Raw genomic sequence first — 22,151 nt, 5'->3', positions numbered from 1 at the left:
AGGAGCGTCGCACGCCTCAATGACCTCGGAGGTAAGCGCTGGTGCCCCAAGGGCGCCCAGGATGTCAGCCGTGGATGTCGCCGGGGATGTCGCCGAGGATGACAAAGACCCCCAGCCGGTATCGACTGGGGGTCTTCTCGCTGGTGGGGCTAACAGGATTTGAACCTGTGGCCTCATCCTTATCAGGGATGCGCTCTAACCAACTGAGCTATAGCCCCGCCGCGCTCTGCGGTGTATGTCCCGCGCGCTGACTCCTGAAGATTAGCGCACGAGGCGGGCAGTCCCAAAATCGGTTGGCGCGGGACCCGGGAGGGACGATCACTCGTCCTCGGCGAGCGTCAGCTCCACACCGCCGACGAAGCCGGCGGACAGGTTGTAGATGAACGCGCCCAGCGTGGCCAGGGCCGTGGCGAGCACGACGTCGATGACCGCGATGACCGTCGCGAACAGCAGCACGTTGGGCAGCGACAGGAACGACTGCAGGTCGAAGCCGTTGGACTCGTTCGAGCCGGTCGCCTCGGAGATGGTGCCGCCGACGGTCGAGAAGACGCCCATGGCGTCCATGACCATCCACAGGACGGCGGACGCGACGATCGTGCAGATGCCGAGCGCGATGGAGAGCAGGAAGCTGACCTTCATCACCGACCACGGGTCCGCCTTCGAGACGCGCAGGCGCGCCTTGCGCACGCGGGGCGTGGTGCGGGCGCCGGTGCGGGGGCGGCGCACGGCGGCGGTCGCGTTGCCGCCCTGCGTCTGGTAGGCCTGCGGCGGGTGGTACGGCCCGCCGGGCTGCTGGGGCTGCCGTTCTCCCGGCAGCGGCGAGGCCGCCTGAGTCTGCTGGCCTCGGGTGTCCGTCACAGTTCCCCCCTGGGATCCATGGCTTGTGGACGGGCTCCCCGAGTGCGAGTCGGTCGCGCCGTCGTCGATCTTGCGCAGCTGAGTGGTGTGCGGATCGGTCGCACGCGCGGCGGAGCCACGGCCGCCGCCGCCCGTTTCCGTACCCCTGGAGGTACCGGCCGATCCGGCGCCCGTGGCTCCGCTCACGATGACTCTCTCCTCGTGCTACTCGTCCGAGGGCGCCTCACCCTCGTCCGTGCCGGTGGTCGCGGCACCCTCGGCGGTCTCGTCGACGACCACATCGCCGTCGACCTCCTCCGCCTCGCGTCCCGCCTCGGCGTTGCGTGCGATGCCGACGACGGCATCGCGCTTGCCCAGATTGATCAGTTGGACGCCCATGGTGTCACGGCCCGTCTCCCTGACCCCGCTGACTCGCGTACGAATCACACCGCCCGAGAGTGTGATGGCGAGGATCTCGTCGTGCTCCTCGACCACCAGCGCACCCACGAGCGACCCGCGATCCTCGACGATCTTGGCGGCCTTGATGCCGAGGCCGCCGCGGCCCTGGACGCGGTACTCGTCGACGGAGGTCCGCTTCGCGTAACCGCCGTCGGTGGCAGTGAACACGAACGTACCGGCTCGAACAACATTCATCGAGAGCAGCTCGTCCCCTTCGCGGAAACTCATGCCTTTGACGCCCGAGGTGGCACGGCCCATCGGACGCAGCGTGTCGTCCGAGGCGGTGAACCTGATCGACTGCGCCTTCCTGCTGATCAGCAGCAGATCGTCGTCGGCCGAGACGAGTTCGGCTCCGATCAGTTCGTCGTCGGTTCCGTCCTCCTGCTCACGCAGGTTGATGGCGATCACACCACCGGAGCGCGGCGAGTCGTAGTCCTTCAGCGGCGTCTTCTTCACCAGGCCGGCCTTGGTGGCCAGGACCAGGTAGGGGACCGCCTCGTAGTCGCGGATCGCGCGGATCTGGGCGATCGTCTCGTCCGGCTGGAAGGCGAGGAGGTTGGCCACGTGCTGGCCGCGCGCGTCCCGGCCGGCGTCGGGCAGCTCGTAGGCCTTCACCCGGTAGACGCGGCCCTTGTTGGTGAAGAACAGCAGCCAGTGGTGCGTGGTGGACACGAAGAAGTGGTTGACGATGTCGTCTTCCTTGAGCTTCGTGCCGCGCACGCCCTTGCCGCCGCGCTTCTGGGCGCGGTAGTCGTCGGTCTTGGTGCGCTTGATGTAGCCGCCCCGCGTGACCGTGACGACGATGTCCTCCTCGGCGATCAGGTCCTCGATGGACATGTCGCCCTCGTAGGGGATCAGCTTGGTCTTGCGGTCGTCGCCGTACTTCTCGACCAGCGCGGCCAGCTCCTCGCTGACGATGCCGCGCTGCCGGACGGGGGACGAGAGGATCTCGTTGTACTCGCGGATCTTGGCCTGGAGCTCGTCGTGCTCCTGGACGATCTTCTGCCGCTCCAGGGCCGCCAGCCGGCGGAGCTGCATCTCCAGGATCGCGTTGGCCTGGATCTCGTCGATCTCCAGGAGGTCCATCAGGCCGCCGCGCGCGATCTCGACCGTGTCGCTGCGCCGGATCAGGGCGATGACCTCGTCGATGGCGTCCAAGGCCTTGAGCAGGCCGCGCAGGATGTGCGCCCGCTCCTCGGCCTTGCGCAGCCGGAACTTCGTCCGCCGGACGATGACCTCGATCTGGTGGTTCACCCAGTGGCGGATGAACGCGTCCAGGGAGAGGGTGCGCGGGACCCCGTCCACCAGGGCCAGCATGTTGGCGCTGAAGTTGGACTGCAGGTCGGTGTGCTTGTACAGGTTGTTCAGGACGACCTTCGCGACCGCGTCCCGCTTCAGCACGATGACCAGGCGCTGACCGGTGCGCGAGGAGGTCTCGTCACGGACGTCCGCGATGCCGCCGACCTTGCCGTCCTTCACCAGGTCGGCGATCTTCTGCGCGAGGTTGTCCGGGTTGGTCTGGTACGGCAGCTCCGTGACCACCAGGCACTGGCGGTTCTGGATCTCCTCGACCTCGACGACCGCGCGCATGGTGATCGAGCCGCGCCCGGTGCGGTAGGCCTCCTCGATGCCCTTGCGGCCCACCACCAGGGCGCCGGTCGGGAAGTCGGGGCCCTTGATGCGCTCGATGAGCGCGTCCAGCAGCTCCTCGTGCGAGGCCTCGTAGTTCTCCAGGTACCACTGGGCGCCGGCCGCGACCTCGCGCAGGTTGTGCGGCGGGATGTTGGTCGCCATGCCGACCGCGATACCGGCCGAGCCGTTGATCAGCAGGTTCGGGAAGCGGGCGGGCAGGACGGTCGGCTCCTGGGAGCGGCCGTCGTAGTTGTCCGTGAAGTCGACGGTCTCCTCGTCGATGTCGCGGACCATCTCCATCGACAGCGGCGCCATCTTGCACTCGGTGTAGCGCATGGCCGCCGCCGGGTCGTTGCCCGGCGAGCCGAAGTTGCCGTTGGAGTCCACGAGCGGCATGCGCATCGACCACGACTGGGCGAGGCGCACCAGGGCGTCGTAGATGGAACTGTCGCCGTGCGGGTGGTAGTTGCCCATGACGTCGCCGACGACACGGGCGCACTTGTAGAAGCCGCGCTCGGGGCGGTAGCCGCCGTCGTACATGGCGTACAGGACCCGGCGGTGGACGGGCTTGAGGCCGTCACGGACGTCGGGCAGCGCACGCGAGACGATGACGGACATCGCGTAGTCGAGGTAGGAGCGCTGCATCTCCGTCTCGAGCCCGACGGGCTCGACACGCATGGCCAGGGCGTCACCCTCGGGCGTCGTCACAGGAGTGTTCTCGTCGGTCATTGCTGGTGAAGGTCCTTCCTGGTGCGGTCAGCTGAGACCGACTCAGATGTCGAGGAAGCGGACGTCCTTGGCGTTGCGCTGGATGAACGCGCGCCGTGCCTCGACGTCCTCGCCCATCAGCACCGAGAACAGGTCGTCGGCCTGCGCGGCGTCGTCGAGCGTGACCTGGCCGAGCACACGGTGCTCCTGGTCCATGGTCGTGACGCGCAGCTCCTCGGCGTTCATCTCGCCGAGGCCCTTGAAGCGCTGCACGGAGTCCTCGCGGATGCGCTTGCCGGCGTTGCGTCCCAGCTCGATCAGGGCGTCGCGCTCGCGGTCGGAGTACGCGTACTCGAAGTCGTCCCGGCCCCACTTGATCTTGTAGAGCGGCGGGCGGGAGAGGTACACGTGCCCGGCCTCGACCAGCGGTCGCATGAAGCGGAACAGGAAGGTCAGCAGCAGGGTGCTGATGTGCTGGCCGTCGACGTCGGCGTCCGCCATCAAGATGATCTTGTGATAGCGGAGCTTCTCGATGTCGAAGTCCTCGTGCACACCCGTGCCGAACGCGGAGATCATCGCCTGGATCTCCTGGTTCTGCAGGATGCGGTCGATGCGCGCCTTCTCGACGTTGAGGATCTTGCCGCGGATCGGGAGGATCGCCTGGTACTGCGGGTTCCGGCCGGACTTGGCGGAGCCGCCGGCGGAGTCGCCCTCGACGATGAAGATCTCGCACTTGGTCGGGTCGTTCGACTGGCAGTCGGAGAGCTTGCCCGGCAGGGACGCCGTCTCCAGCAGGCCCTTACGACGCGTCAGGTCGCGGGCCTTGCGGGCCGCCACGCGCGCGGTGGCCGCCTGGATGCCCTTGCGGATGATGTCCGCGGCCTCGTTCGGGTTGCGGTCGAGCCAGTCGGTCAGGTGCTCGTAGACCACGCGCTGGACGAAGGTCTTGACCTCCGTGTTGCCCAGCTTGGTCTTGGTCTGGCCCTCGAACTGCGGCTCGCTCAGCTTCACCGAGATGATCGCGGTCAGACCCTCGCGGATGTCGTCACCCGTGAGGTTGTCGTCCTTCTCCCGCAGCAGCCTCTTGTCACGCGCGTACTTGTTGATCAGGGAGGTGAGCGCCGCGCGGAAGCCCTCTTCGTGCGTACCGCCCTCGTGCGTGTGGATGATGTTGGCGAAGGAGTACACACCCTCGGTGTAGCCGCCGTTCCACTGCATCGCGACCTCGAGGGAGAGGCTCTTCTCCTTGTCCTCGGCCTCCAGGTCGATCACGGTGGGGTGCACCAGCTCTCCCTTGCGGGAGTTGAGGTACTTCACGAAGTCGACGATGCCGCCCTCGTAGTGGTACGAGACGCTCTTGACCTCGTGCTTCTCGTCCTCGCCCGCCTCGTCCGCACCGGCGGTCGCCTTCGCCGACTCGCGCTCGTCGGTGAGGTTGATCTTCAGGCCCTTGTTGAGGAAGGCCATCTCCTGGAAGCGCCGGGAGAGCGTCTCGAAGGAGTAGTCGGTGGTCTCGAAGATGTCGCCGTCGGCCCAGAAGGTGACCGACGTGCCGGTCTCCTCGGTGGCCTCGTGCCGGGCGAGCGGCGCCGTGGGGACGCCCAGCTTGTACTCCTGCGTCCAGCGGTAGCCGTCGGTCCTGACCTCCACGGCGACCCGCGTGGAAAGGGCGTTGACGACGGAGACACCCACGCCGTGCAGACCACCGGAGACCGCGTAACCGCCGCCGCCGAACTTGCCGCCCGCGTGCAGCACGGTCAGCACGACCTCGACGGCGGGCTTGCCCTCGGAGGGGACGATGCCCACCGGGATGCCACGGCCGTTGTCGACGACCTGGACGCCGCCGTCGGCGAGGATCGTGACGTCGATCGTGTCCGCGTGGCCGGCCAGCGCCTCGTCGACGGAGTTGTCCACGACCTCCTGCACCAGGTGGTGCAGGCCCCGTTCACCGGTCGAGCCGATGTACATACCGGGTCGCTTGCGGACCGCGTCCAGACCCTCGAGGACGGTGATGGCACTGGCGTCGTACGAGGTGGGAGCCTCGCCGGTCGAGGTGCTCACCGCGTCGTTCACGCCGGTGTCGGTGGACGGATTGTTCTCGTTGGGGTTGCCGGAATCGGCCACGAAGCGCCCTTTCTGGCACAGCACGAGCCGGGCTCGTCGGCGGATTGCCGGAGCGGCTGCGGCATGTTGCGTTGGTAAGCCTTGATCAGCGTTGCTCAGCTTGTCCCGGACGGTCCCCACGTTCGGGGCGGGATTGTCTTCCATTCTACCGGTAGCACTGACACTGATGGGGGTTTGCCGGTACCTGAGTCCGCATGTGCCGCCCTGAACCGTGCTCGTCCGACTCCCGATATGCGGATGGGGGCCTCAAGAGGCTCACGACGGCACTCAGCGCTTCGAGACGTCAACCCTTGGCTACTTGGGAGTCAGAACGTGATTCGCAACCGTGTGCGGTGGTACGACCAAGAGGGCGCCAACGGTTCACACCGACCACTGACGCCCATTTATGTGAGGTACATCACCCACCCCTGACGGGGTGCCAGATCACCCGTAGGTGTCGCCCGGACCCCGGCTGCCGGGGGCGCGCAACGGGCCGTATCGACGGCCGGGGCCGCCGGGACCGCCGGGGCCCAGCACCTTGATCACCCGTACCGAGCCGTGGCCGAGATCCTCGTTGAGCCGGGCCACCAGCGTCGGCGCGAGCAGCCGCAGGTTCGTCGCCCACGCCGTCGAGTCGCAGCGGACGACCAGCACCCGCTCGTCCTCGTCGTACCGCTCCGGCACACAGTGCTTGGCCACGTCCTCACCGACGATCTGCGGCCACCGCCCCATCACCCCGCCGACCGCCGCCGGGGTCTCCCAGCCGCGCTCGGTGATCAGCCGGTTGATCGCGGAACCCAGCGCCATCGGGTCACGCCCGTCCGCGCGGGCACCGGAGCGCAGACCGCCGCGCCGTGCCTGCTGCTTCTGCTGCGCCGCGTCCCCACGCGCGCGTGCCGCCTCGCGTGCCGCCCTGAGCGCCACGCGCGCGAGGTCGACGCCGGACGGCTCCGGGTTCCTGGCGCTGTCGCCGGAGGGCTTCTCCGGGACCGGCCCGTCCGCGCTCATACGCGCTCCACCGTGCCCTCGGCCACCGTGTACCGCGCCCCCGCCAGCACATCCGGTACGTCGTCGTCGACCGCGGCCGTCACCAGCACCTGCTCGCCGGGCGCCACCAGCTCCGCGAGCCGCTCGCGACGGCGTGCGTCCAGCTCGGCGAAGACGTCGTCGAGCACCAGCACCGGCTCGTTGCCCTCGGCCCGCAGCAGGTCGAACGAGGCCAGCCGCAGCGCCAGCGCGTACGACCAGGACTCGCCGTGGGAGGCGTATCCCTTGGCGGGCAGCTCACCGAGCTTGAGCAGCAGGTCGTCCCGGTGCGGCCCCACCAGGGTGACGCCCCGCTCGATCTCCTGCTTGCGGGACTCGGCGAGCGCGGCCGTCAGCTGTTCGAAGAGGTCCTCGCGCGTGTGCGCCTCACCGGGCGCCGACGGCTTGTACTCCAGCGCGACGGGTCCACCGCCCGGAGCCAGCTGCTCGTAGGCCTTGTCGGCCAGCGGCTGCACGGCGGCGATCAGGTCGAGCCGCTGCGCCAGCAGCTCGGCACCGGCACGCGCGAGGTGCTGGTCCCAGACGTCGAGCGTGGACAGGTCCATCGTGCGCCCGCCGTGCCGACGCGCGAGCGCGGCCGACTTCAGCAGGGTGTTGCGCTGCTTGAGGACCCGGTCGTAGTCGGAGCGCACCCCGGCCATGCGCGGGGAGCGGGCGGTGATCAGCTCGTCCAGGAAGCGGCGGCGCTCCCCGGGGTCGCCCTTCACCAGCGCGAGGTCCTCGGGCGCGAACAGCACGGTGCGAACGATGCCGAGCACGTCACGGGGTTTGACCTGCGTCGATCTGTTGATCCTGGCGCGGTTGGCCCGGCCCGGGTTCAGCTCCAGCTCGATCAGCTGCTGCCGCTCGCCCTGCCGGACCTGGGCGCGGATCACCGCGCGCTCGGCGCCCATGCGCACCAGGGGGGCGTCGGAGGAGACCCGGTGGCTGCCGAGGGTGGCGAGGTAGCCGACCGCCTCGACGAGATTCGTCTTTCCCTGCCCGTTCGGGCCGACGAAGGCGGTGACGCCCGGGTCCAGCGGCACCTCGACCCGGGCGTACGAACGGAAGTCGGCCAGCGACAGATGCGTGACGTGCATGGTCGTTCGCCGACCTCCCCACCTTCGGGTGTTGCTTACTTCTTCTCGACCGCGTGGCCGCCGAACTGGTTGCGCAGCGCGGCGATCATCTTCATCTGCGGCGAGTCGTCCTGCCGGGACGCGAACCGCGCGAACAGCGACGCCGTGATCGCCGGCAGCGGCACCGCGTTGTCGATCGCGGCCTCCACGGTCCAGCGTCCCTCACCGGAGTCCTGTGCGTAACCGCGCAGGTCGCCGAGGTGCTCGTCCTCGTCGAGCGCGTTGACGGCGAGGTCCAGCAGCCAGGAGCGGATCACCGTGCCCTCCTGCCAGGAGCGGAAGACCTCGCGGACGTTGTCCACGGAGTCGACCTTCTCCAGCAGCTCCCAGCCCTCGGCGTAGGCCTGCATCATGGCGTACTCGATGCCGTTGTGGACCATCTTCGCGAAGTGGCCCGCGCCGACCTTGCCGGCGTGCACGGAACCGAAGTCGCCCTCCGGCTTGAGGGCGTCGAAGACCGGCTGCACCTTGGCGACGTTCTCCGCGTCGCCGCCGTACATCAGTGCGTAGCCGTTCTCCAGGCCCCACACGCCGCCGGAGACGCCGCAGTCGACGAAGCCTATGCCCTTGGCGGCCAGCTCCTCGGCGTGCTTCTCGTCGTCCGTCCAGCGGGAGTTCCCGCCGTCCACGACGACGTCACCGGGCTCGAGCAGCTCGCCGAGCCGGTCGACGGTGGCCTGGGTGGCCTCGCCGGCCGGGACCATGACCCAGACCACGCGGGGGGCCTCCAGCTTGCCCACGAGCTCTTCCAGGCTGTGGACGTCGGCGAGGTCCGGATTGCGGTCGTATCCGACGACGGTGTGGCCCGCGCGGCGGATCCGCTCGCGCATGTTGCCGCCCATCTTGCCGAGGCCGACGAGACCGAGCTCCATCAGTTGCTTTCCTTAGGTGTGCGAGGGGGCGGGACGGCACGTCCTCACCAGCCGGATGCGTGCCGCGGCACTTTCGTACCCGCGCCGAGCCTAAACCCGGACGTCCGTGCACAGTTGTGGGCGTACGCGCTCAGACGCACGCCCTCATCTGCGGTTTCGTCCCCAGCCTGTGGACGGTCCGGGGTCACCCCTCGAAGCGTCGGCCGCTCAGCCGCTCAGCCGCTCAGCCGCACCGGCATGATCAGGTACTTGTAGGCCTCGTCCGCCTCGGCGTCCACCGCGGGCTTGCCGCTGAGCAGCGCCGGCTTCGTGGACGTCGTGAAGGACAGCTGGGCCACCGGGGAGTCGATCGCGCTCAGGCCGTCCAGCAGGAACGTCGGGTTGAAGGCGATCGAGATGTCGTCGCCCTCCAGCTGCGCGTCGACCCTCTCCACAGCCTGTGCGTCGTCGCTGGAACCGGCCTCCAGGATCAGCACGCCCTGCTCGAAGCTGAGCCGCACCGGGGTGTTGCGCTCCGCCACCAGGGCCACGCGCTTGACGGCCTCCACGAAGGGGGCGGTCTCGATCACGGCGACGCTGTTGAACTCCGTCGGGAACAGCGTCTTGTACTTCGGGAGGTCGCCCTCCAGCAGACGCGTCGTGGTCCGGCGGCCCGCACCCTCGAACCCGATCAGGCCCTCGCCCGCACCGGAACCGGCCAGCGCGAGGATCACCTGGTCGCCGCTGGTCAGCGCCTTGGCGGTGTCCTGGAGCGTCTTGGCGGGCACCAGGGCGACCGCGGAGACCTCCGGGTTCTCCGGCTTCCACAGGAACTCGCGGACCGCGAAGCGGTAGCGGTCGGTGGAGGCCAGCGTGACCGAGTCGCCCTCGATCTCGATGCGCACACCGGTGAGCACGGGCAGCGTGTCGTCGCGGCCCGCGGCGATGGCGACCTGCTGCACGGCCGCGGCGAAGACCTCGCCGGGGACGGTGCCCGTGGCCTCCGGCATCTGCGGCAGGGCCGGGTACTCCTCGACCGGCAGGGTGTGGAGGGTGAAGCGCGAGGAACCGCAGACCACCGTCGCCCGTACACCGTCTGTGGAAATCTCCACCGGCCGGTTGGGGAGGGCGCGGGAGATGTCCGCGAGCAGACGGCCCGAGACGAGGACCGTGCCCTCCTCCTCGACCTCCGCCTCCACCGAGACCCGCGCGGAGACCTCGTAGTCGAAGCTGGACAGGCTCAGCTGCCCCTCCTCGGCCTTCAGCAGCAGGCCCGCGAGGACCGGCGCCGGCGGACGGGCCGGAAGGCTGCGGGCCGCCCAGGCCACCGCCTCCGCGAGTACGTCGCGTTCCACCCGGATCTTCACTGTTGCCGCCTCCTGCTGTTGCCGGCGCTGCTCGCCCTGCCTGGCCTTCGTCGTCTGGGTCGGTGTCGTCGGTCCCCTCGGGGGGCAGAACACCGGGGACCAGTCTGACGCACCCCACTGACAGTAGGTGCCGTTCGGGGTCAAGTCGTGCCGAGGGGCGGTCGGGCCCGAGAGAGCGAGTTGTGCACAGGTCCCGCTTCGAAACGGATTCCGCACTCTCTCTAGTCGGGAGTAGTAGTAGGGCCTGTGGATACCGTGGATAACCTCGTTTGCCCAGGTCAGCGCAGGAATTTTGTCCACCGGGCCTGTGGGCGGAGCCGGTGGACAACCGGGCGCTTCTGTGGAGAACAGAAAGTTCTGCACACTCCGTGCACAGGGAGCGGCGACTTCTCCCCAGAGCCGTCCCCAGGTTTACCCGTCTTTCCCACAGCCCAATCAGGCACCTCGGTGTGACGCCTTTCACTCGACCCGGTGAGGAGGCGCGTCACGTTGCCGAACAGTGGACAGGCATGTGGAGAAGCGGGCGATCGCTGGGGACAACCCGCTCCGGCCTGTGGGTCGGCCGTGGACAACTCGATGCACAGGCTGTGGACCATTTTCTTGTCCACAGCCTGTGGAGATCGTTCGTCCACGAATCCACAGGAGGCTGACCTGGTCTGATCGTCTCCCGCCACCCTGGCCTGTGGACGGCGTTGGGACAACTTCCCGGTCCCCAAGGTGTGGACGGGAAAAAGTCGCCGAATCTGTGGAGGGCGGCCGTAACCCGGCGAGTATTCGAACAGCCCGCATGCGGAGAGGCCGGCGTGGGGTGCGGTCGAGGGGCGGGCAGGAGGGTCGGCGGGGGACGGATGGGCGACGGACGGCGGCGGTGGGAGCGCCGGGCGAGGGGCGGAGCGGACGGGAGAGCGAGGCGTGGCACCGGAGCGGCCGGTGGAGACGCCAGGGGGCGGGAGAGACGGGAGGGGCCTGATGGGAAGGCGAGGGACGCCGGGGCGGCCGTCCCGAAGGGCGCCGGAGCCGCCGTCCCGCGGGGCGCCGGGGCACGGAGAAGGCGCCCCCAGGTCTCCCCCGGGGGCGCCTCGTCGAGTGGGCGCGGGAACGTAGGCCTGCGGCCCTCAGCCGTTCTTGATGCGGTTGGTCAGCTCGGTCACCTGGTTGTAGATGGAGCGCCGCTCGGCCATCAGATTGCGGATCTTGCGGTCCGCGTGCATCACCGTGGTGTGGTCCCGGCCGCCGAACAGCGCGCCGATCTTCGGCAGCGAGAGGTCCGTCAGCTCACGGCACAGGTACATGGCGATCTGCCGGGCCGTCACCAGCGCTCGCCCGCGCGAGGTGCCGCACAGGTCCTCGACGGTGAGCCCGAAGTAGTCGGCGGTCGCGCCCATGATGGCCGTCGAGGTGATCTCGGGGGCCGAGTCCTCGCCACCCGGGATCAGGTCCTTCAGGACGATCTCCGTCAGGCCCAGGTCGACCGGCTGCCGGTTGAGCGAGGCGAACGCCGTGACCCTGATCAGCGCGCCCTCCAGCTCGCGGATGTTGCGCGAGATCCGGGAGGCGATGAACTCCAGCACCTCCGGCGGGGCGTTGAGCTGCTCCTGCACCGCCTTCTTGCGCAGGATCGCGATGCGCGTCTCCAGCTCGGGCGGCTGGACGTCGGTGGTCAGGCCCCACTCGAAACGGTTCCGCAACCGGTCCTCCAGCGTCACCAGCTGCCTGGGCGGCCGGTCGGAGGACAGCACGATCTGCTTGTTGGCGTTGTGGAGCGTGTTGAAGGTGTGGAAGAACTCCTCCTGCGTCGACTCCTTGTCCGCCAGGAACTGGATGTCGTCGACGAGCAGGATGTCCATCTCGCGGTAGCGCTTGCGGAAGCTGTCGCCCTTGCCGTCGCGGATCGAGTTGATGAACTCGTTGGTGAACTCCTCGGAGCTCACGTAACGCACGCGCGTGCCGGGGTAGAGGCTCCGGGCGTAGTGCCCGATGGCGTGCAGGAGGTGGGTCTTGCCGAGTCCCGACTCCCCGTAGATGAACAGGGGGTTGTACGCCTTGGCGGGCGCCTCCGCGACGGCGACGGCCGCCGCGTGGGCGAAGCGGTTGGAGGCGCCGATGACGAAGGTGTCGAAGAGGTACTTCGGGTTCAGCCGCGCGGTCGGCTCGCCCGGTCCGGTCGCCGGCGCGGGCTGGGCCGCGAGCGGGCCCGGGGCGCCGGTGGTGGGGCCGGGGCCGACGGGACCGCCGCGGTGGACGTGCCCGGTGCCCGACGGCGGCTCCGGCAGGTCCCGGCGGGGCCTGCGCTGGTCGTAGTCACCGCGCTGCTGCTCGTAGTCGCTCCGGGACTGGTCGTACTCGCCGCGGTCGTAGTCCTTGCGGGGCTGGTCGTAGTCCCCGCGGTCGTAGTCCTTGCGCGGCTGGTCGTAGTCGCCGCGCTGCGGGTCGTACGGCGGGCGTTCCTGCGACTGCGCACGGTAGTCCTGCGCGTACGGGTCCTTCGGGTACGGCTCCTGGCCGTAGGCGTCCTGCGGCGGCGACGCGTACGGGTCGCGCTCGGGGAAGCCGAGGCGCTGCTGCTGCCAGCCGTAGTCGTCGGGCTGCGCCGGGCGCGGCCAGGAGCCGGGCTCGGGGCGCTGGTACTCCTGCGGATAGGCGGGGCGCGCGGTGGGGAGCTGCTCGGCGCGATGGCGGCCGTAGCCCTCGTACTCGTCGCGACCGCCCTGGCCCTGGCCGGGCGCGGGGAGCTCGGGCTCCTCGTAGCGGGGCTGCGGCCGGGCGGGCGGCGCCTGCGGGGCGGGGGCCGCGGGCTCGCCGACGGTGTCGTCGACGGTGATCGCGATCCGGATGGGCCGGCCGCACTCGCGGCTCAGCGTCTCGCTGACGACCGGGGCGAGGCGGCCTTCCAGTACGCCCTTGGCGAACTCGTTCGGTACGGCGAGCAGGGCGGTGTCGGCGACCAGCGCGAGGGGCTGGCAGCGCCGGATCCAGTGCTCGTCCTTCGACTCGACACCCTGCCCACGGCCCTCCCCGAGGAGTTGCTCCAGTACGCGTGGCCACACTGCGGCAAGATCGGCAGGTACGTCAGCCACAGGGCACGCTCTCTCACGAGTCCCTCGAAGGTGTGATTCGGGGACGGGTCGGGATGAAACTCGGGTGGGGCAGGGATAAGGGAACGAATCGGAGTTCAGCCACGGTAGTCAGCGCGGCCGGTAGGGTTCAAGTTGTTGTCCCCAGCCTGTGGACAAGTGTCTCCCGGTCACCGCTGGTTTGACCGAATGGCGCAGTCGCACGTACCGTAACCAGGTCGAGTTGTCGATGGCTGCTGCCGCCTGCCTCCGATGGGCACAGGTCACGTCCAAGGTGATCCAAAAGCGGTGCACTCGGGCGTAACGCGAGCTACTCGTGGGCGCACGGTGACAGCCAGGACGGCACCCCGCCAACCCCGATTCTTTCTGGAGCCCCCGAGTGAGCAAGCGCACCTTCCAGCCGAACAACCGTCGTCGCGCCAAGACCCACGGCTTCCGGCTGCGTATGCGCACCCGTGCCGGCCGCGCGATTCTCGCGACCCGCCGCAGCAAGGGTCGCGCCCGTCTGTCCGCCTGATCCCGGTCAGGTCATGACATCGTGCTGCCCACCGAGAACCGGCTGAGGCGGCGCGAGGACTTCGCGACCGCGGTACGACGAGGCCGCCGGGCCGGCCGCCCGGCCCTCGTCGTCCACCACCGAAGCGGTGCCACGGACCCGCACGCGCCTGGGGAGAGCGCTCCCCCGACACGTGCGGGTTTCGTCGTGAGCAAAGCTGTGGGTGGCGCGGTGGTGCGCAACAAGGTGAAGCGCAGGCTTCGCCATCTGATGCGCGACCGGATCGACCTGTTCCCCCCCGGTAGCCTGGTAGTCGTACGAGCGCTGCCCGGTGCGGGTGACGCCGACCATGCACAGCTGGCCCGAGACCTGGACGCCGCCATCGAGCGGCTGACGGGAGGGGGCGCGCGATGAAGTACCCGCTGCTGGCTCTGATCAAGCTGTACCAGTGGACGATCAGTCCGCTGCTGGGGCCGGTCTGCAAGTACTACCCGTCGTGTTCCCACTACGGCTACACGGCCATCGACCGGCACGGTGCCATCAAGGGCACGGCGCTCACCGCCTGGCGCATCCTGCGGTGCAATCCGTGGTCGCCGGGCGGTGTGGACCATGTCCCGCAGCGCAAGCGCCCGCGGTGGCACGAAATGGTGCGCGGTGCGTGGCGTGCACGCAAGGGCGGGCCCTCCGCCGCCGAACCGGCCATCGAAGGACAGGCTTCTCCCGCGAGTCCGTCCGGTCCTCCGAGCCCGGCCGCAGAGACCCAGTCCCATGCCCAAGGAGCATGATTAGTGGACACGATTGCCAGCCTCTTCAGCTTCATCACGACACCTGTCTCCTGGGTCATCGTCCAGTTCCACAGCGTGTACGGCGCCATCTTCGGCCCTGACACGGGATGGGCCTGGGGCCTGTCCATCGTGTCCCTGGTGATTCTCATCCGCATCTGCCTGATCCCGCTCTTCGTGAAGCAGATCAAGGCGACGCGCGGCATGCAGACGCTCCAGCCGGAGATGAAGAAGATCCAGGAGCGCTACAAGAACGACAAGCAGCGCCAGTCCGAAGAGATGATGAAGCTGTACAAGGAGACGGGTACCAACCCGCTCTCCTCGTGCCTTCCCATCCTGGCGCAGTCGCCGTTCTTCTTCGCCCTGTACCACGTGCTCAACAGCATCGCGTCGAACGACACCATCGGTGTGATCAACGATCGCCTGCTGGAAAGCGCTCAGAAGGCCCACATCTTCGGCGCGCCGCTGGCCGCGAAGTTCACCGACGGCTCCTCCAAGGTGGAGGCCCTCGGCTCCTCGCTGACCGACGTCCGTGTCGTCACCGCGATCATGATCGTGCTGATGTCGGCGTCGCAGTTCTTCACGCAGCGCCAGCTGATGACCAAGAACGTCGACACCACGGTGAAGACGCCGTTCATGCAGCAGCAGAAGATGCTGATGTACGTCTTCCCGGTCATGTTCGCCGTCTTCGGCATCAACTTCCCCGTCGGTGTCCTCGTCTACTGGCTGACCACCAACGTGTGGACCATGGGCCAGCAGATGTACGTCATCCGCAACAACCCGACGCCGGGCTCCAAGGCCCAGGCCGCCTACCTGGAGCGCCTGCACAAGAGCGTCACCCAGAACGGCAAGACGCGTGGGCGTGGTGAACGGGCGATCGTGAAGGCCATCGTCGCCAAGGGCCGGGACCGCAACGAGTTCGAGCGCAAGTTCATCAACGGTCTGAACAAGGCGGGCCTGGCGGCCCAGACCGACGGCACCGTGGTGAAGAGTGACACCACTGTCGCCGCCCAGACCGAGGACGGCGCGACCGTGGGCACCGCGGCCATGCCGAAGCGCCAGCAGCCCAAGCGGCAGAGCAAGTCCCAGCGCCAGGCCACGAAGGCGGCCGGCGAGGCCGAGCCCAAGACCTCGCTGACCAAGTCGGACGAGCCGCAGGACGGCAAGCAGGACACCCGACCCGCCGGTGCCGCGAAGAAGCCGGCGCAGAAGTCCGGTGGCGGTGGTCGCAGCAAGGCCCAGTCCGGACAGCGCAAGGGCCCGCAGCGGCCCAAGTCCCCGTCGAAGAAGTAAGAAGGAGTCCATCCCGTGACGGAAGGCACCATCTCCGCCGCTGCCGAGGGTGCAGACACCCTGACTCGCCTGGAGCAGGAGGGCGAGATCGCTGCGGACTACCTGGAGGGTCTGCTCGACATCGCCGACCTCGACGGCGACATCGACATGGACGTCGAGGCCGACCGTGCCGCTGTCTCGATCATCAGCGACACGAACAGCCGTGACCTGCTGAAGCTGGTCGGCCGGGACGGCGAGGTGCTGGAGGCTCTGCAGGAGCTCACGCGCCTGGCCGTGCACCGGGAGACCGGCGACCGCAGTCGGCTGATGCTCGACATCGCGGGCCACCGGGCCACGAAGCGCGCCGAGCTGTCCGAGCTGGGGGCCAAGGCCGCGGCCGAGGTCAGGAGCACCGGCGAGTCGGTGCGCATGAAGCCGATGACGCCGTTCGAGCGCAAGGTCGTGCACGACGCGGTCAAGGCCGCGGGGCTGCGCAGCGAGTCCGAGGGCGAGGAGCCGGAGCGCTTCGTCGTCGTGCTTCCCGCCTGATCGGTCCTCACGTTCTCCGGCCCCGTCTGTTGCGCAGGCGGGGCCGAATTTTGTCAGCCTGATAGTTCTGGTGATTCTGGTAGCGGCGACTGGCGCGCCGGTGTCGTACGGAAGGACGGTCCCCGTGACGGAGGCAGCGGAGCTTCCCCCCGCGCCCGAGAAGGCACGTGACGTGTTCGGCGATCGCTACGCGGACGCGGTCCGCTACGCGGAGCTGCTCGCCGAGGCGGGGGTGAAGCGAGGTCTGATCGGTCCGCGTGAGGTTCCCCGCTTGTGGGAGCGGCATCTGCTGAACTGCGCGGTGCTCTCGGAGGTCGTGCCGGAAGGCGTCACGGTGTGCGACGTCGGCTCGGGCGCAGGCCTGCCCGGCATTCCGCTGGCGCTGGTGCGGGACGACCTGAAGATCACCCTTCTGGAGCCCCTGCTGCGGCGTACGAACTTCTTGACGGAGGTCGTGGAGCTGCTGGGCCTGGACCATGTCACCGTCGTGCGTGGTCGGGCCGAGGAGGTCATGGGCAAGTTGCAGCCGGTGCACGTGGTGACGGCTCGTGCCGTTGCTCCGCTCGACCGCCTTGCCACCTGGGGGATCCCGCTGCTGCGCCCGTACGGCGAGATGCTCGCCCTCAAGGGCGACACGGCCGAGGAGGAGCTGAAGGCCTCCGCGACGGCGCTGACCAAGCTGGGTGCGGTGGAGACCTCCATCCTGCATGTAGGAGAGGGCGTCGTGAGCCCCATGTCCACCGTGGTGCGGGTCGAGGTCGGGGAGAGCCCGGGAGGCGTGCGATTTGCCGCCAAGAGGGCCAAGGCGGCCCGGACGGGACGCGCGCGGCGGCGGCGCGGCTGAGCGTCGGAGTCGGCCGCGCTGCGGATGAGTACCGTCGATGCGTTGATATGCCTCGACGGGTGCCTCTACTCCACACAGCCTGCCCGACACCGTCATGCCGGAGTGTCGCGGCTGTTCGGCATCAGCCGCTGTGCATCGTGTTTCACGTGAAACGTCGCTCACTGCTGCACGGCATCATCAGTCGCGGCCGCGCTGCGGCCGATCCCCGCGACCGAAAGCCTCTCGGGTCGCTCGGAGAGGGTAAGGAGTTGTCCACAGAGGTGGATTTCTCCACAGAAGACCAGGCCTCACTGGTTCATGACCCCGAAGACATGGGAGGCTCTGTTCATTGCGAGCCTGAAGTCGAGGAGAGTGAATCCTTGCGGTCCGACGCCAATATCGCGGGACCGATGACCGATCCGGTCCCCGGTCCCCGTACCGAGTCGATGGGGGCGGATGTTTCACGTGAAACACCGCCTCCGATGGACGACACTCCGATCGGGCGTGCCGCCCAACTGGCGGTGGAGGCTCTGGGCCGCGCCGGCGAGGGCCTGCCACGGCCGGAGCAGACCAGGGTCATGGTGGTCGCCAACCAGAAGGGCGGTGTGGGCAAGACGACGACGACCGTCAACCTTGCCGCGTCGCTCGCCCTGCACGGCGCCCGGGTTCTGGTCGTCGACCTCGACCCGCAGGGCAACGCCTCCACTGCGCTGGGTATCGACCACCATGCGGATGTCCCCTCCATCTACGACGTCCTGGTCGAGAGCAGGCCACTCTCCGAGGTGGTCCAGCCGGTACCTGACGTCGAAGGCCTCTTCTGCGCTCCCGCCACGATCGATCTCGCCGGTGCGGAGATCGAGCTGGTGTCCTTGGTGGCGCGAGAAAGCCGTCTCCAGCGGGCGATCCAGGCGTACGAGCAGCCGCTGGACTACATCCTCATCGACTGCCCGCCCTCCCTGGGTCTGCTGACGGTGAACGCACTCGTCGCGGGCCAGGAGGTCCTGATCCCGATCCAGTGCGAGTACTACGCCCTGGAGGGGCTGGGGCAGCTGCTGCGCAACGTCGACCTGGTCCGGGGACATCTCAACCCCACCCTGCATGTGTCGACGATCCTGCTCACCATGTACGACGGCCGGACGCGGCTCGCGTCCCAGGTGGCCGACGAGGTGCGCAGCCACTTCGGCGAAGAGGTGCTGCGGACGAGCATTCCCCGCTCCGTCCGTATCTCCGAGGCCCCGAGCTACGGACAGACGGTACTGACCTACGATCCAGGATCGAGTGGAGCCCTCTCCTACCTGGAGGCGGCACGCGAGATCGCGCTGAAGGGTGTGGGTGTCAGCTATGAAGCGACGCACGCCCACATCGGTGCACAGAACGACCCGAGCATGGTGGAGGGGATCCAGTGAGTGAGCGACGGAGGGGGCTGGGCCGTGGTCTGGGCGCACTGATCCCCAATGCTCCGACGGAGAAGTCGGTGGCGTCGGCGGCGCTGGGGAATGCGGCTTCCGCATCCCCGGGGTCAGCGCCCCTGCTGCCGAGCGACCGTGGGGTGGCTGCGGCGAAGGTGGCCACGCTGCCGCCTGTTTCACGTGAAACGGAGGAGCCGTCGGTTTGGGGCGCGGCGGATAGTCCCGCCTCTCCTCCGGGGGCTCACTTCGCTGAGATTCCGCTCGACGACATCACGCCGAACCCGCATCAGCCCCGCGTGGTCTTCGACAGCGATGCGCTGGCCGAGCTGGTCACGTCCATCAAGGAGGTGGGTCTTCTCCAGCCAGTCGTCGTTCGGCAGGTGGGGCCGGGGCGCTACGAGCTCATCATGGGTGAGCGTCGTTGGCGTGCCTGCCGCGAGGCGGGACTGGAGGCGATCCCGGCGATCGTGCGTGCCACCGAGGACGAGAAGCTCCTCCTGGACGCGCTGCTGGAAAACCTGCACCGGGCTCAGCTGAACCCGCTGGAAGAGGCCGCGGCCTACGATCAGCTGCTCAAGGACTTCGACTGCACCCACGATCAGCTGGCTGACCGCATCGGCCGCTCTCGCCCGCAGGTCTCCAACACGCTGCGGTTGCTGAAGCTCTCCCCAAAGGTGCAGAACCGGGTGGCCGCCGGGGTGCTGTCCGCCGGGCATGCGCGGGCGCTGCTCTCCGTCGAGGACTCGGAGGAGCAGGAGCGGCTGGCCCATCGGATCGTGGCCGAAGGGCTGTCGGTGCGGGCGGTCGAGGAGATCGTCACCCTGATGGGTTCCCGGCCGCAGAAGCCGCAACGAGCAAAGGGCCCGAGGGCCGGCTCCCTGGTTTCCCCGGCCCTGTCCGATCTGGCGACGCGGCTCTCGGACCGTTTCGAGACGCGGGTGAAGGTCGACCTGGGGCAGAAGAAGGGCAAGATCACCGTGGAGTTCGCCTCCATGGAGGACCTTGAGCGGATCCTGGGAAGCCTCGCCCCTGGTGAGGGTCCTGTGCTGCAGAAGGGCCTGCTGGACGGCGAAGCCGAGGACCTCGACTCCTGAAGCTCGGGCAGGTGGAGCCCTGCCCGAAGGATCTCCTGCTGACAGGGCGGGTCGTGTCCGGTACGCACCGGACACGACCCGCCCTTTGCTTTGCGTCGGTGTCGGGCCCATCGCATCGTGGATACGATGCGATCGGGATGGCGCAATCACCTGGCGGTACCTCTGAGACGAAGGCAGGGGCCATGCGAACGATGAGCCGCACCGGACTGGTGGGCGCAGGCTTGGGGCTGGCCGCGGTGGGTGGGTTCTTCGGCAGCCTGCTCAGGGAACGGAGCGCTCTGACAGCTGCCCGCGTTGCTGCGGGCGAAGGAAGCGAGGAACAGCCTTCATGGGGCGCCGGCTCGTACCGCTCACGCTGGACAATCTTCAGGATCTTCCCCAGCGCTGTCGCTCGTGTGTCTTCTGGGAACTGGACCCCGTCAGCGGCGAAGCCGCGGTAAAGACGGGCACGGCCGCCCTGGAGAAGGAGTCCTGGATCTCCGCCGTCCTGCTGGACTGGGGATCATGTGGCCGAGTGGTCTATGTCGACGAGGTGCCGGTGGGCTTTGTCCTCTACGCGCCGCCGGCGTATGTGCCGCGCTCGACGGCCTTTCCCACGAGCCCTGTCTCGCCTGACGCGGTGCAGCTGATGACCTCGTTCGTGATGCCGGGCTACCAGGGACAGGGCCTGGGGCGGGTACTGGTCCAGACGGTTGCCAAGGATCTGCTGCGGCGGGGCTTCAAAGCGATCGAGGCGTTCGGAGACGCTCGCTGGAAGGAGCCCGCTTGCCTTCTTCCCGCGGACCATCTGCTGGCGGTGGGCTTCAAGACGGTCCGGCCTCATCCCGCTCATCCCCGGCTGCGGCTGGACCTTCGCTCCACACTGTCGTGGAAGGAAGACGTGGAGATGGCCTTGGACCGCCTCCTCGGCGCCGTCCAGAAGGAACCGGTGCTGCGGCCGCTGTGACGGAGGCGCGGTGCCGAGCCCGCTGTACGACGGAGGGGCCGACCCGCCCAGGTCGGCCCCTCCGTGTTTCACGTGAAACGTCAGTCGGCGATGAAGTCCTCGAGATCGCGAACGATCGCGGCCTTCGGCTTCGCACCGACGATGGTCTTGGCGACCTCTCCACCCTGGTACACGTTCAGGGTCGGGATGGACATGACGCCGTACTTGGCGGCCGTACCCGGGTTCTCGTCGATGTTCAGCTTGACGATCTCGATCTTGTCGCCGTACTCAGCGGCGATCGCCTCGAGGGACGGCGCGATCTGGCGGCACGGACCGCACCAGGCGGCCCAGAAGTCCACCAGGACGGGCTTGTCGCTCTTGAGGACGTCCTGCTCGAAGGAGTCGTCGGTCACTTGCTTCAGGTTGCCGGCCACGGCGGGCTCCTTAACTGGTTGGTGCGTGCGGGAGGAGGATGGGGGTCAGACTGCGGTCTTCTCGGGCTCGGCCTTGTCCCCGTCGGTGAGCGCGGCGAGGAAGCGCTCGGCGTCGAGGGCGGCGGAGCAACCGGTGCCGGCGGCGGTGATCGCCTGGCGGTAGGTGTGGTCGACCACGTCACCGGCGCCGAAGACACCGGTCAGGTTGGTACGGGTCGACGGGGCTTCGACCTTCAGGTAGCCCTCCGGGTCCAGGTCGAGCTGGCCCTTGAAGAGCTCGGTACGCGGGTCGTGGCCGATCGCGATGAACAGGCCGGTCACCGCCAGATCCGAGAGCTCGCCGGTCTTGACGTTGCGCAGCTTCAGGCCCGACAGCTTCTGGTCACCCTGGACCTCGGCCACCTCGCTGTCCCAGACAAACTTGATCTTGGGGTCGGCGAAGGCACGCTCCTGCATGGCCTTGGAAGCGCGCAGGGTGTCCCGCCGATGGACGATCGTCACGGACTTCGCGAACCGGGAGAGGAACGTAGCCTCCTCCATCGCGGTGTCACCGCCGCCGATGACGGCGATGTCCTGGTCCTTGAAGAAGAAGCCGTCGCAGGTCGCGCACCAGGAGACGCCGCGACCGGACAGGGCGTCCTCGTTCGGCAGGCCCAGCTTGCGGTGCTGGGAACCGGTGGTGACGATGACGGCCTTGGCCTGGTGGACGGTGCCCGCGGTGTCGGTGACGGTCTTGATCTCACCGGTCAGGTCGACGGCGACGACATCGTCCGGGATCAGCTCGGCGCCGAAGCGCTCCGCCTGGGCACGCATGTTGTCCATGAGCTCGGGGCCCATGATGCCGTCCTGGAAGCCCGGGAAGTTCTCCACCTCGGTGGTGTTCATCAGCGCACCGCCCGCAGTGACGGCGCCCTCGAACACCAGCGGCTTCAGCGACGCGCGCGCGGTGTAGAGCGCCGCCGTGTAGCCGGCGGGCCCGGAGCCGATGATGATCACGTTTCGGACGTCGCTCACGGCTTCATTCCTCGTCTCTGGACTGCGTCTTCAGGGCCGGGTGGAGCTTCTCTCGGAACTCTCACCCCACCCAACGGATCCTACGGGGCGCGCATTCCCGCTGTGTCCGGGCACACGGAGCCGAGGGCCTGGGCCTGCGGGAAGGAAACCGTCGCCG

19 protein-coding genes and 1 tRNA gene are annotated in these 22,151 nt (G+C 68.5%); 9 read left to right on the top strand and 11 right to left on the bottom strand.

The window, feature by feature from the left end; genetic code table 11:
- Window positions 1–141: 141 nt before the first annotated feature.
- The 9 genes from SAM23877_RS17955 to dnaA all read right to left on the bottom strand — a co-directional run bounded on the left by SAM23877_RS17955 (window position 142) and on the right by dnaA (window position 13,199).
- Window positions 142–218, bottom strand: a tRNA-Ile gene (locus tag SAM23877_RS17955).
- Between the two features lie 100 nt (window positions 219–318).
- The gene (locus SAM23877_RS17950; RefSeq protein WP_162492111.1) at window positions 319–1,044 is read right to left on the bottom strand and encodes a DUF3566 domain-containing protein; all 726 of its coding nucleotides are present in this window, start codon (window positions 1,042–1,044) and stop codon (window positions 319–321) included.
- 18 nt (window positions 1,045–1,062) lie between these two features.
- Window positions 1,063–3,657: a DNA gyrase subunit A gene (gyrA, locus tag SAM23877_RS17945; RefSeq protein WP_053133983.1), complete on the bottom strand. Its 2,595-nt coding sequence runs from the start codon at window positions 3,655–3,657 to the stop codon at window positions 1,063–1,065.
- Between the two features lie 42 nt (window positions 3,658–3,699).
- Window positions 3,700–5,760: a DNA topoisomerase (ATP-hydrolyzing) subunit B gene (gene gyrB, locus SAM23877_RS17940; RefSeq protein ID WP_174532228.1), complete on the bottom strand. Its 2,061-nt coding sequence runs from the start codon at window positions 5,758–5,760 to the stop codon at window positions 3,700–3,702.
- 423 nt (window positions 5,761–6,183) lie between these two features.
- Window positions 6,184–6,747: a DciA family protein gene (locus SAM23877_RS17935; protein ID WP_053133978.1), complete on the bottom strand. Its 564-nt coding sequence runs from the start codon at window positions 6,745–6,747 to the stop codon at window positions 6,184–6,186.
- Window positions 6,744–7,865, bottom strand: coding sequence for a DNA replication/repair protein RecF (gene recF, locus SAM23877_RS17930; RefSeq protein ID WP_053133975.1), 1,122 nt, complete (start codon window positions 7,863–7,865; stop codon window positions 6,744–6,746). The genes SAM23877_RS17935 and recF overlap by 4 nt, the downstream gene beginning before the upstream one ends.
- 35 nt (window positions 7,866–7,900) lie before the next feature.
- A complete protein-coding gene (gnd, locus tag SAM23877_RS17925; protein ID WP_053133970.1) occupies window positions 7,901–8,776 on the bottom strand; it encodes a phosphogluconate dehydrogenase (NAD(+)-dependent, decarboxylating) in 876 nt (291 codons plus the stop codon).
- A 215-nt stretch (window positions 8,777–8,991) separates the two neighbouring features.
- Window positions 8,992–10,122 (bottom strand): DNA polymerase III subunit beta, encoded by a 1,131-nt coding sequence (gene dnaN / locus SAM23877_RS17920; protein ID WP_053133967.1) that lies wholly within the window; start codon window positions 10,120–10,122, stop codon window positions 8,992–8,994.
- Window positions 10,123–11,237: 1,115 nt separating this feature from the next.
- A complete protein-coding gene (gene dnaA / locus SAM23877_RS17915) occupies window positions 11,238–13,199 on the bottom strand; it encodes a chromosomal replication initiator protein DnaA (protein WP_053133964.1) in 1,962 nt (653 codons plus the stop codon).
- Window positions 13,200–13,575: 376 nt separating this feature from the next.
- On the opposite strand from dnaA, the gene rpmH reads away from it, so the two are divergent.
- The 9 genes from rpmH to SAM23877_RS17870 all read left to right on the top strand — a co-directional run bounded on the left by rpmH (window position 13,576) and on the right by SAM23877_RS17870 (window position 20,567).
- Complete coding sequence (gene rpmH, locus SAM23877_RS17910) at window positions 13,576–13,713, top strand: 50S ribosomal protein L34 (RefSeq protein WP_003975051.1); 138 nt, start codon at window positions 13,576–13,578, stop codon at window positions 13,711–13,713.
- Between the two features lie 21 nt (window positions 13,714–13,734).
- Entirely contained in the window at window positions 13,735–14,106 is a 372-nt protein-coding gene (gene rnpA / locus SAM23877_RS37510) for a ribonuclease P protein component (protein WP_079030275.1), read from the top strand.
- Window positions 14,103–14,477, top strand: coding sequence for a membrane protein insertion efficiency factor YidD (gene yidD, locus SAM23877_RS17900; protein WP_053133959.1), 375 nt, complete (start codon window positions 14,103–14,105; stop codon window positions 14,475–14,477). The genes rnpA and yidD overlap by 4 nt, the downstream gene beginning before the upstream one ends.
- A gap of 3 nt (window positions 14,478–14,480) precedes the next feature.
- Window positions 14,481–15,767 (top strand): membrane protein insertase YidC, encoded by a 1,287-nt coding sequence (gene yidC / locus SAM23877_RS17895; protein WP_053133956.1) that lies wholly within the window; start codon window positions 14,481–14,483, stop codon window positions 15,765–15,767.
- A 15-nt stretch (window positions 15,768–15,782) separates the two neighbouring features.
- A complete protein-coding gene (locus tag SAM23877_RS17890; protein ID WP_053133952.1) occupies window positions 15,783–16,295 on the top strand; it encodes a Jag family protein in 513 nt (170 codons plus the stop codon).
- Between the two features lie 124 nt (window positions 16,296–16,419).
- Complete coding sequence (gene rsmG, locus SAM23877_RS17885) at window positions 16,420–17,139, top strand: 16S rRNA (guanine(527)-N(7))-methyltransferase RsmG (protein WP_053133948.1); 720 nt, start codon at window positions 16,420–16,422, stop codon at window positions 17,137–17,139.
- 311 nt (window positions 17,140–17,450) lie between these two features.
- Window positions 17,451–18,524 carry a ParA family protein gene (locus tag SAM23877_RS17880; protein ID WP_162492156.1) on the top strand — a complete coding sequence of 358 codons (1,074 nt, stop codon included), beginning with the start codon at window positions 17,451–17,453 and terminating at the stop codon, window positions 18,522–18,524.
- A complete protein-coding gene (locus tag SAM23877_RS17875) occupies window positions 18,521–19,621 on the top strand; it encodes a ParB/RepB/Spo0J family partition protein (protein ID WP_053133943.1) in 1,101 nt (366 codons plus the stop codon). Before SAM23877_RS17880 ends, SAM23877_RS17875 begins: the two co-directional genes overlap by 4 nt.
- 328 nt (window positions 19,622–19,949) lie before the next feature.
- Window positions 19,950–20,567: a GNAT family N-acetyltransferase gene (locus tag SAM23877_RS17870; RefSeq protein ID WP_053133940.1), complete on the top strand. Its 618-nt coding sequence runs from the start codon at window positions 19,950–19,952 to the stop codon at window positions 20,565–20,567.
- An 80-nt stretch (window positions 20,568–20,647) separates the two neighbouring features.
- On the opposite strand, the gene trxA is transcribed toward SAM23877_RS17870, so the two are convergent.
- The gene (gene trxA / locus SAM23877_RS17865) at window positions 20,648–20,980 is read right to left on the bottom strand and encodes a thioredoxin (protein ID WP_053133937.1); all 333 of its coding nucleotides are present in this window, start codon (window positions 20,978–20,980) and stop codon (window positions 20,648–20,650) included.
- Window positions 20,981–21,025: 45 nt separating this feature from the next.
- On the bottom strand, window positions 21,026–21,994 hold the full coding sequence (gene trxB, locus SAM23877_RS17860) for a thioredoxin-disulfide reductase (protein ID WP_053133932.1): 969 nt from the start codon (window positions 21,992–21,994) through the stop codon (window positions 21,026–21,028).
- Window positions 21,995–22,151 lie beyond the last annotated feature (157 nt).

This window comes from Streptomyces ambofaciens ATCC 23877, from assembly GCF_001267885.1.
Classification (GTDB): Bacteria; Actinomycetota; Actinomycetes; order Streptomycetales; family Streptomycetaceae; genus Streptomyces; species Streptomyces ambofaciens.
Note: the sequence above shows the minus strand (reverse complement) of the source record. Positions and strands in the feature narration are given on the sequence as shown.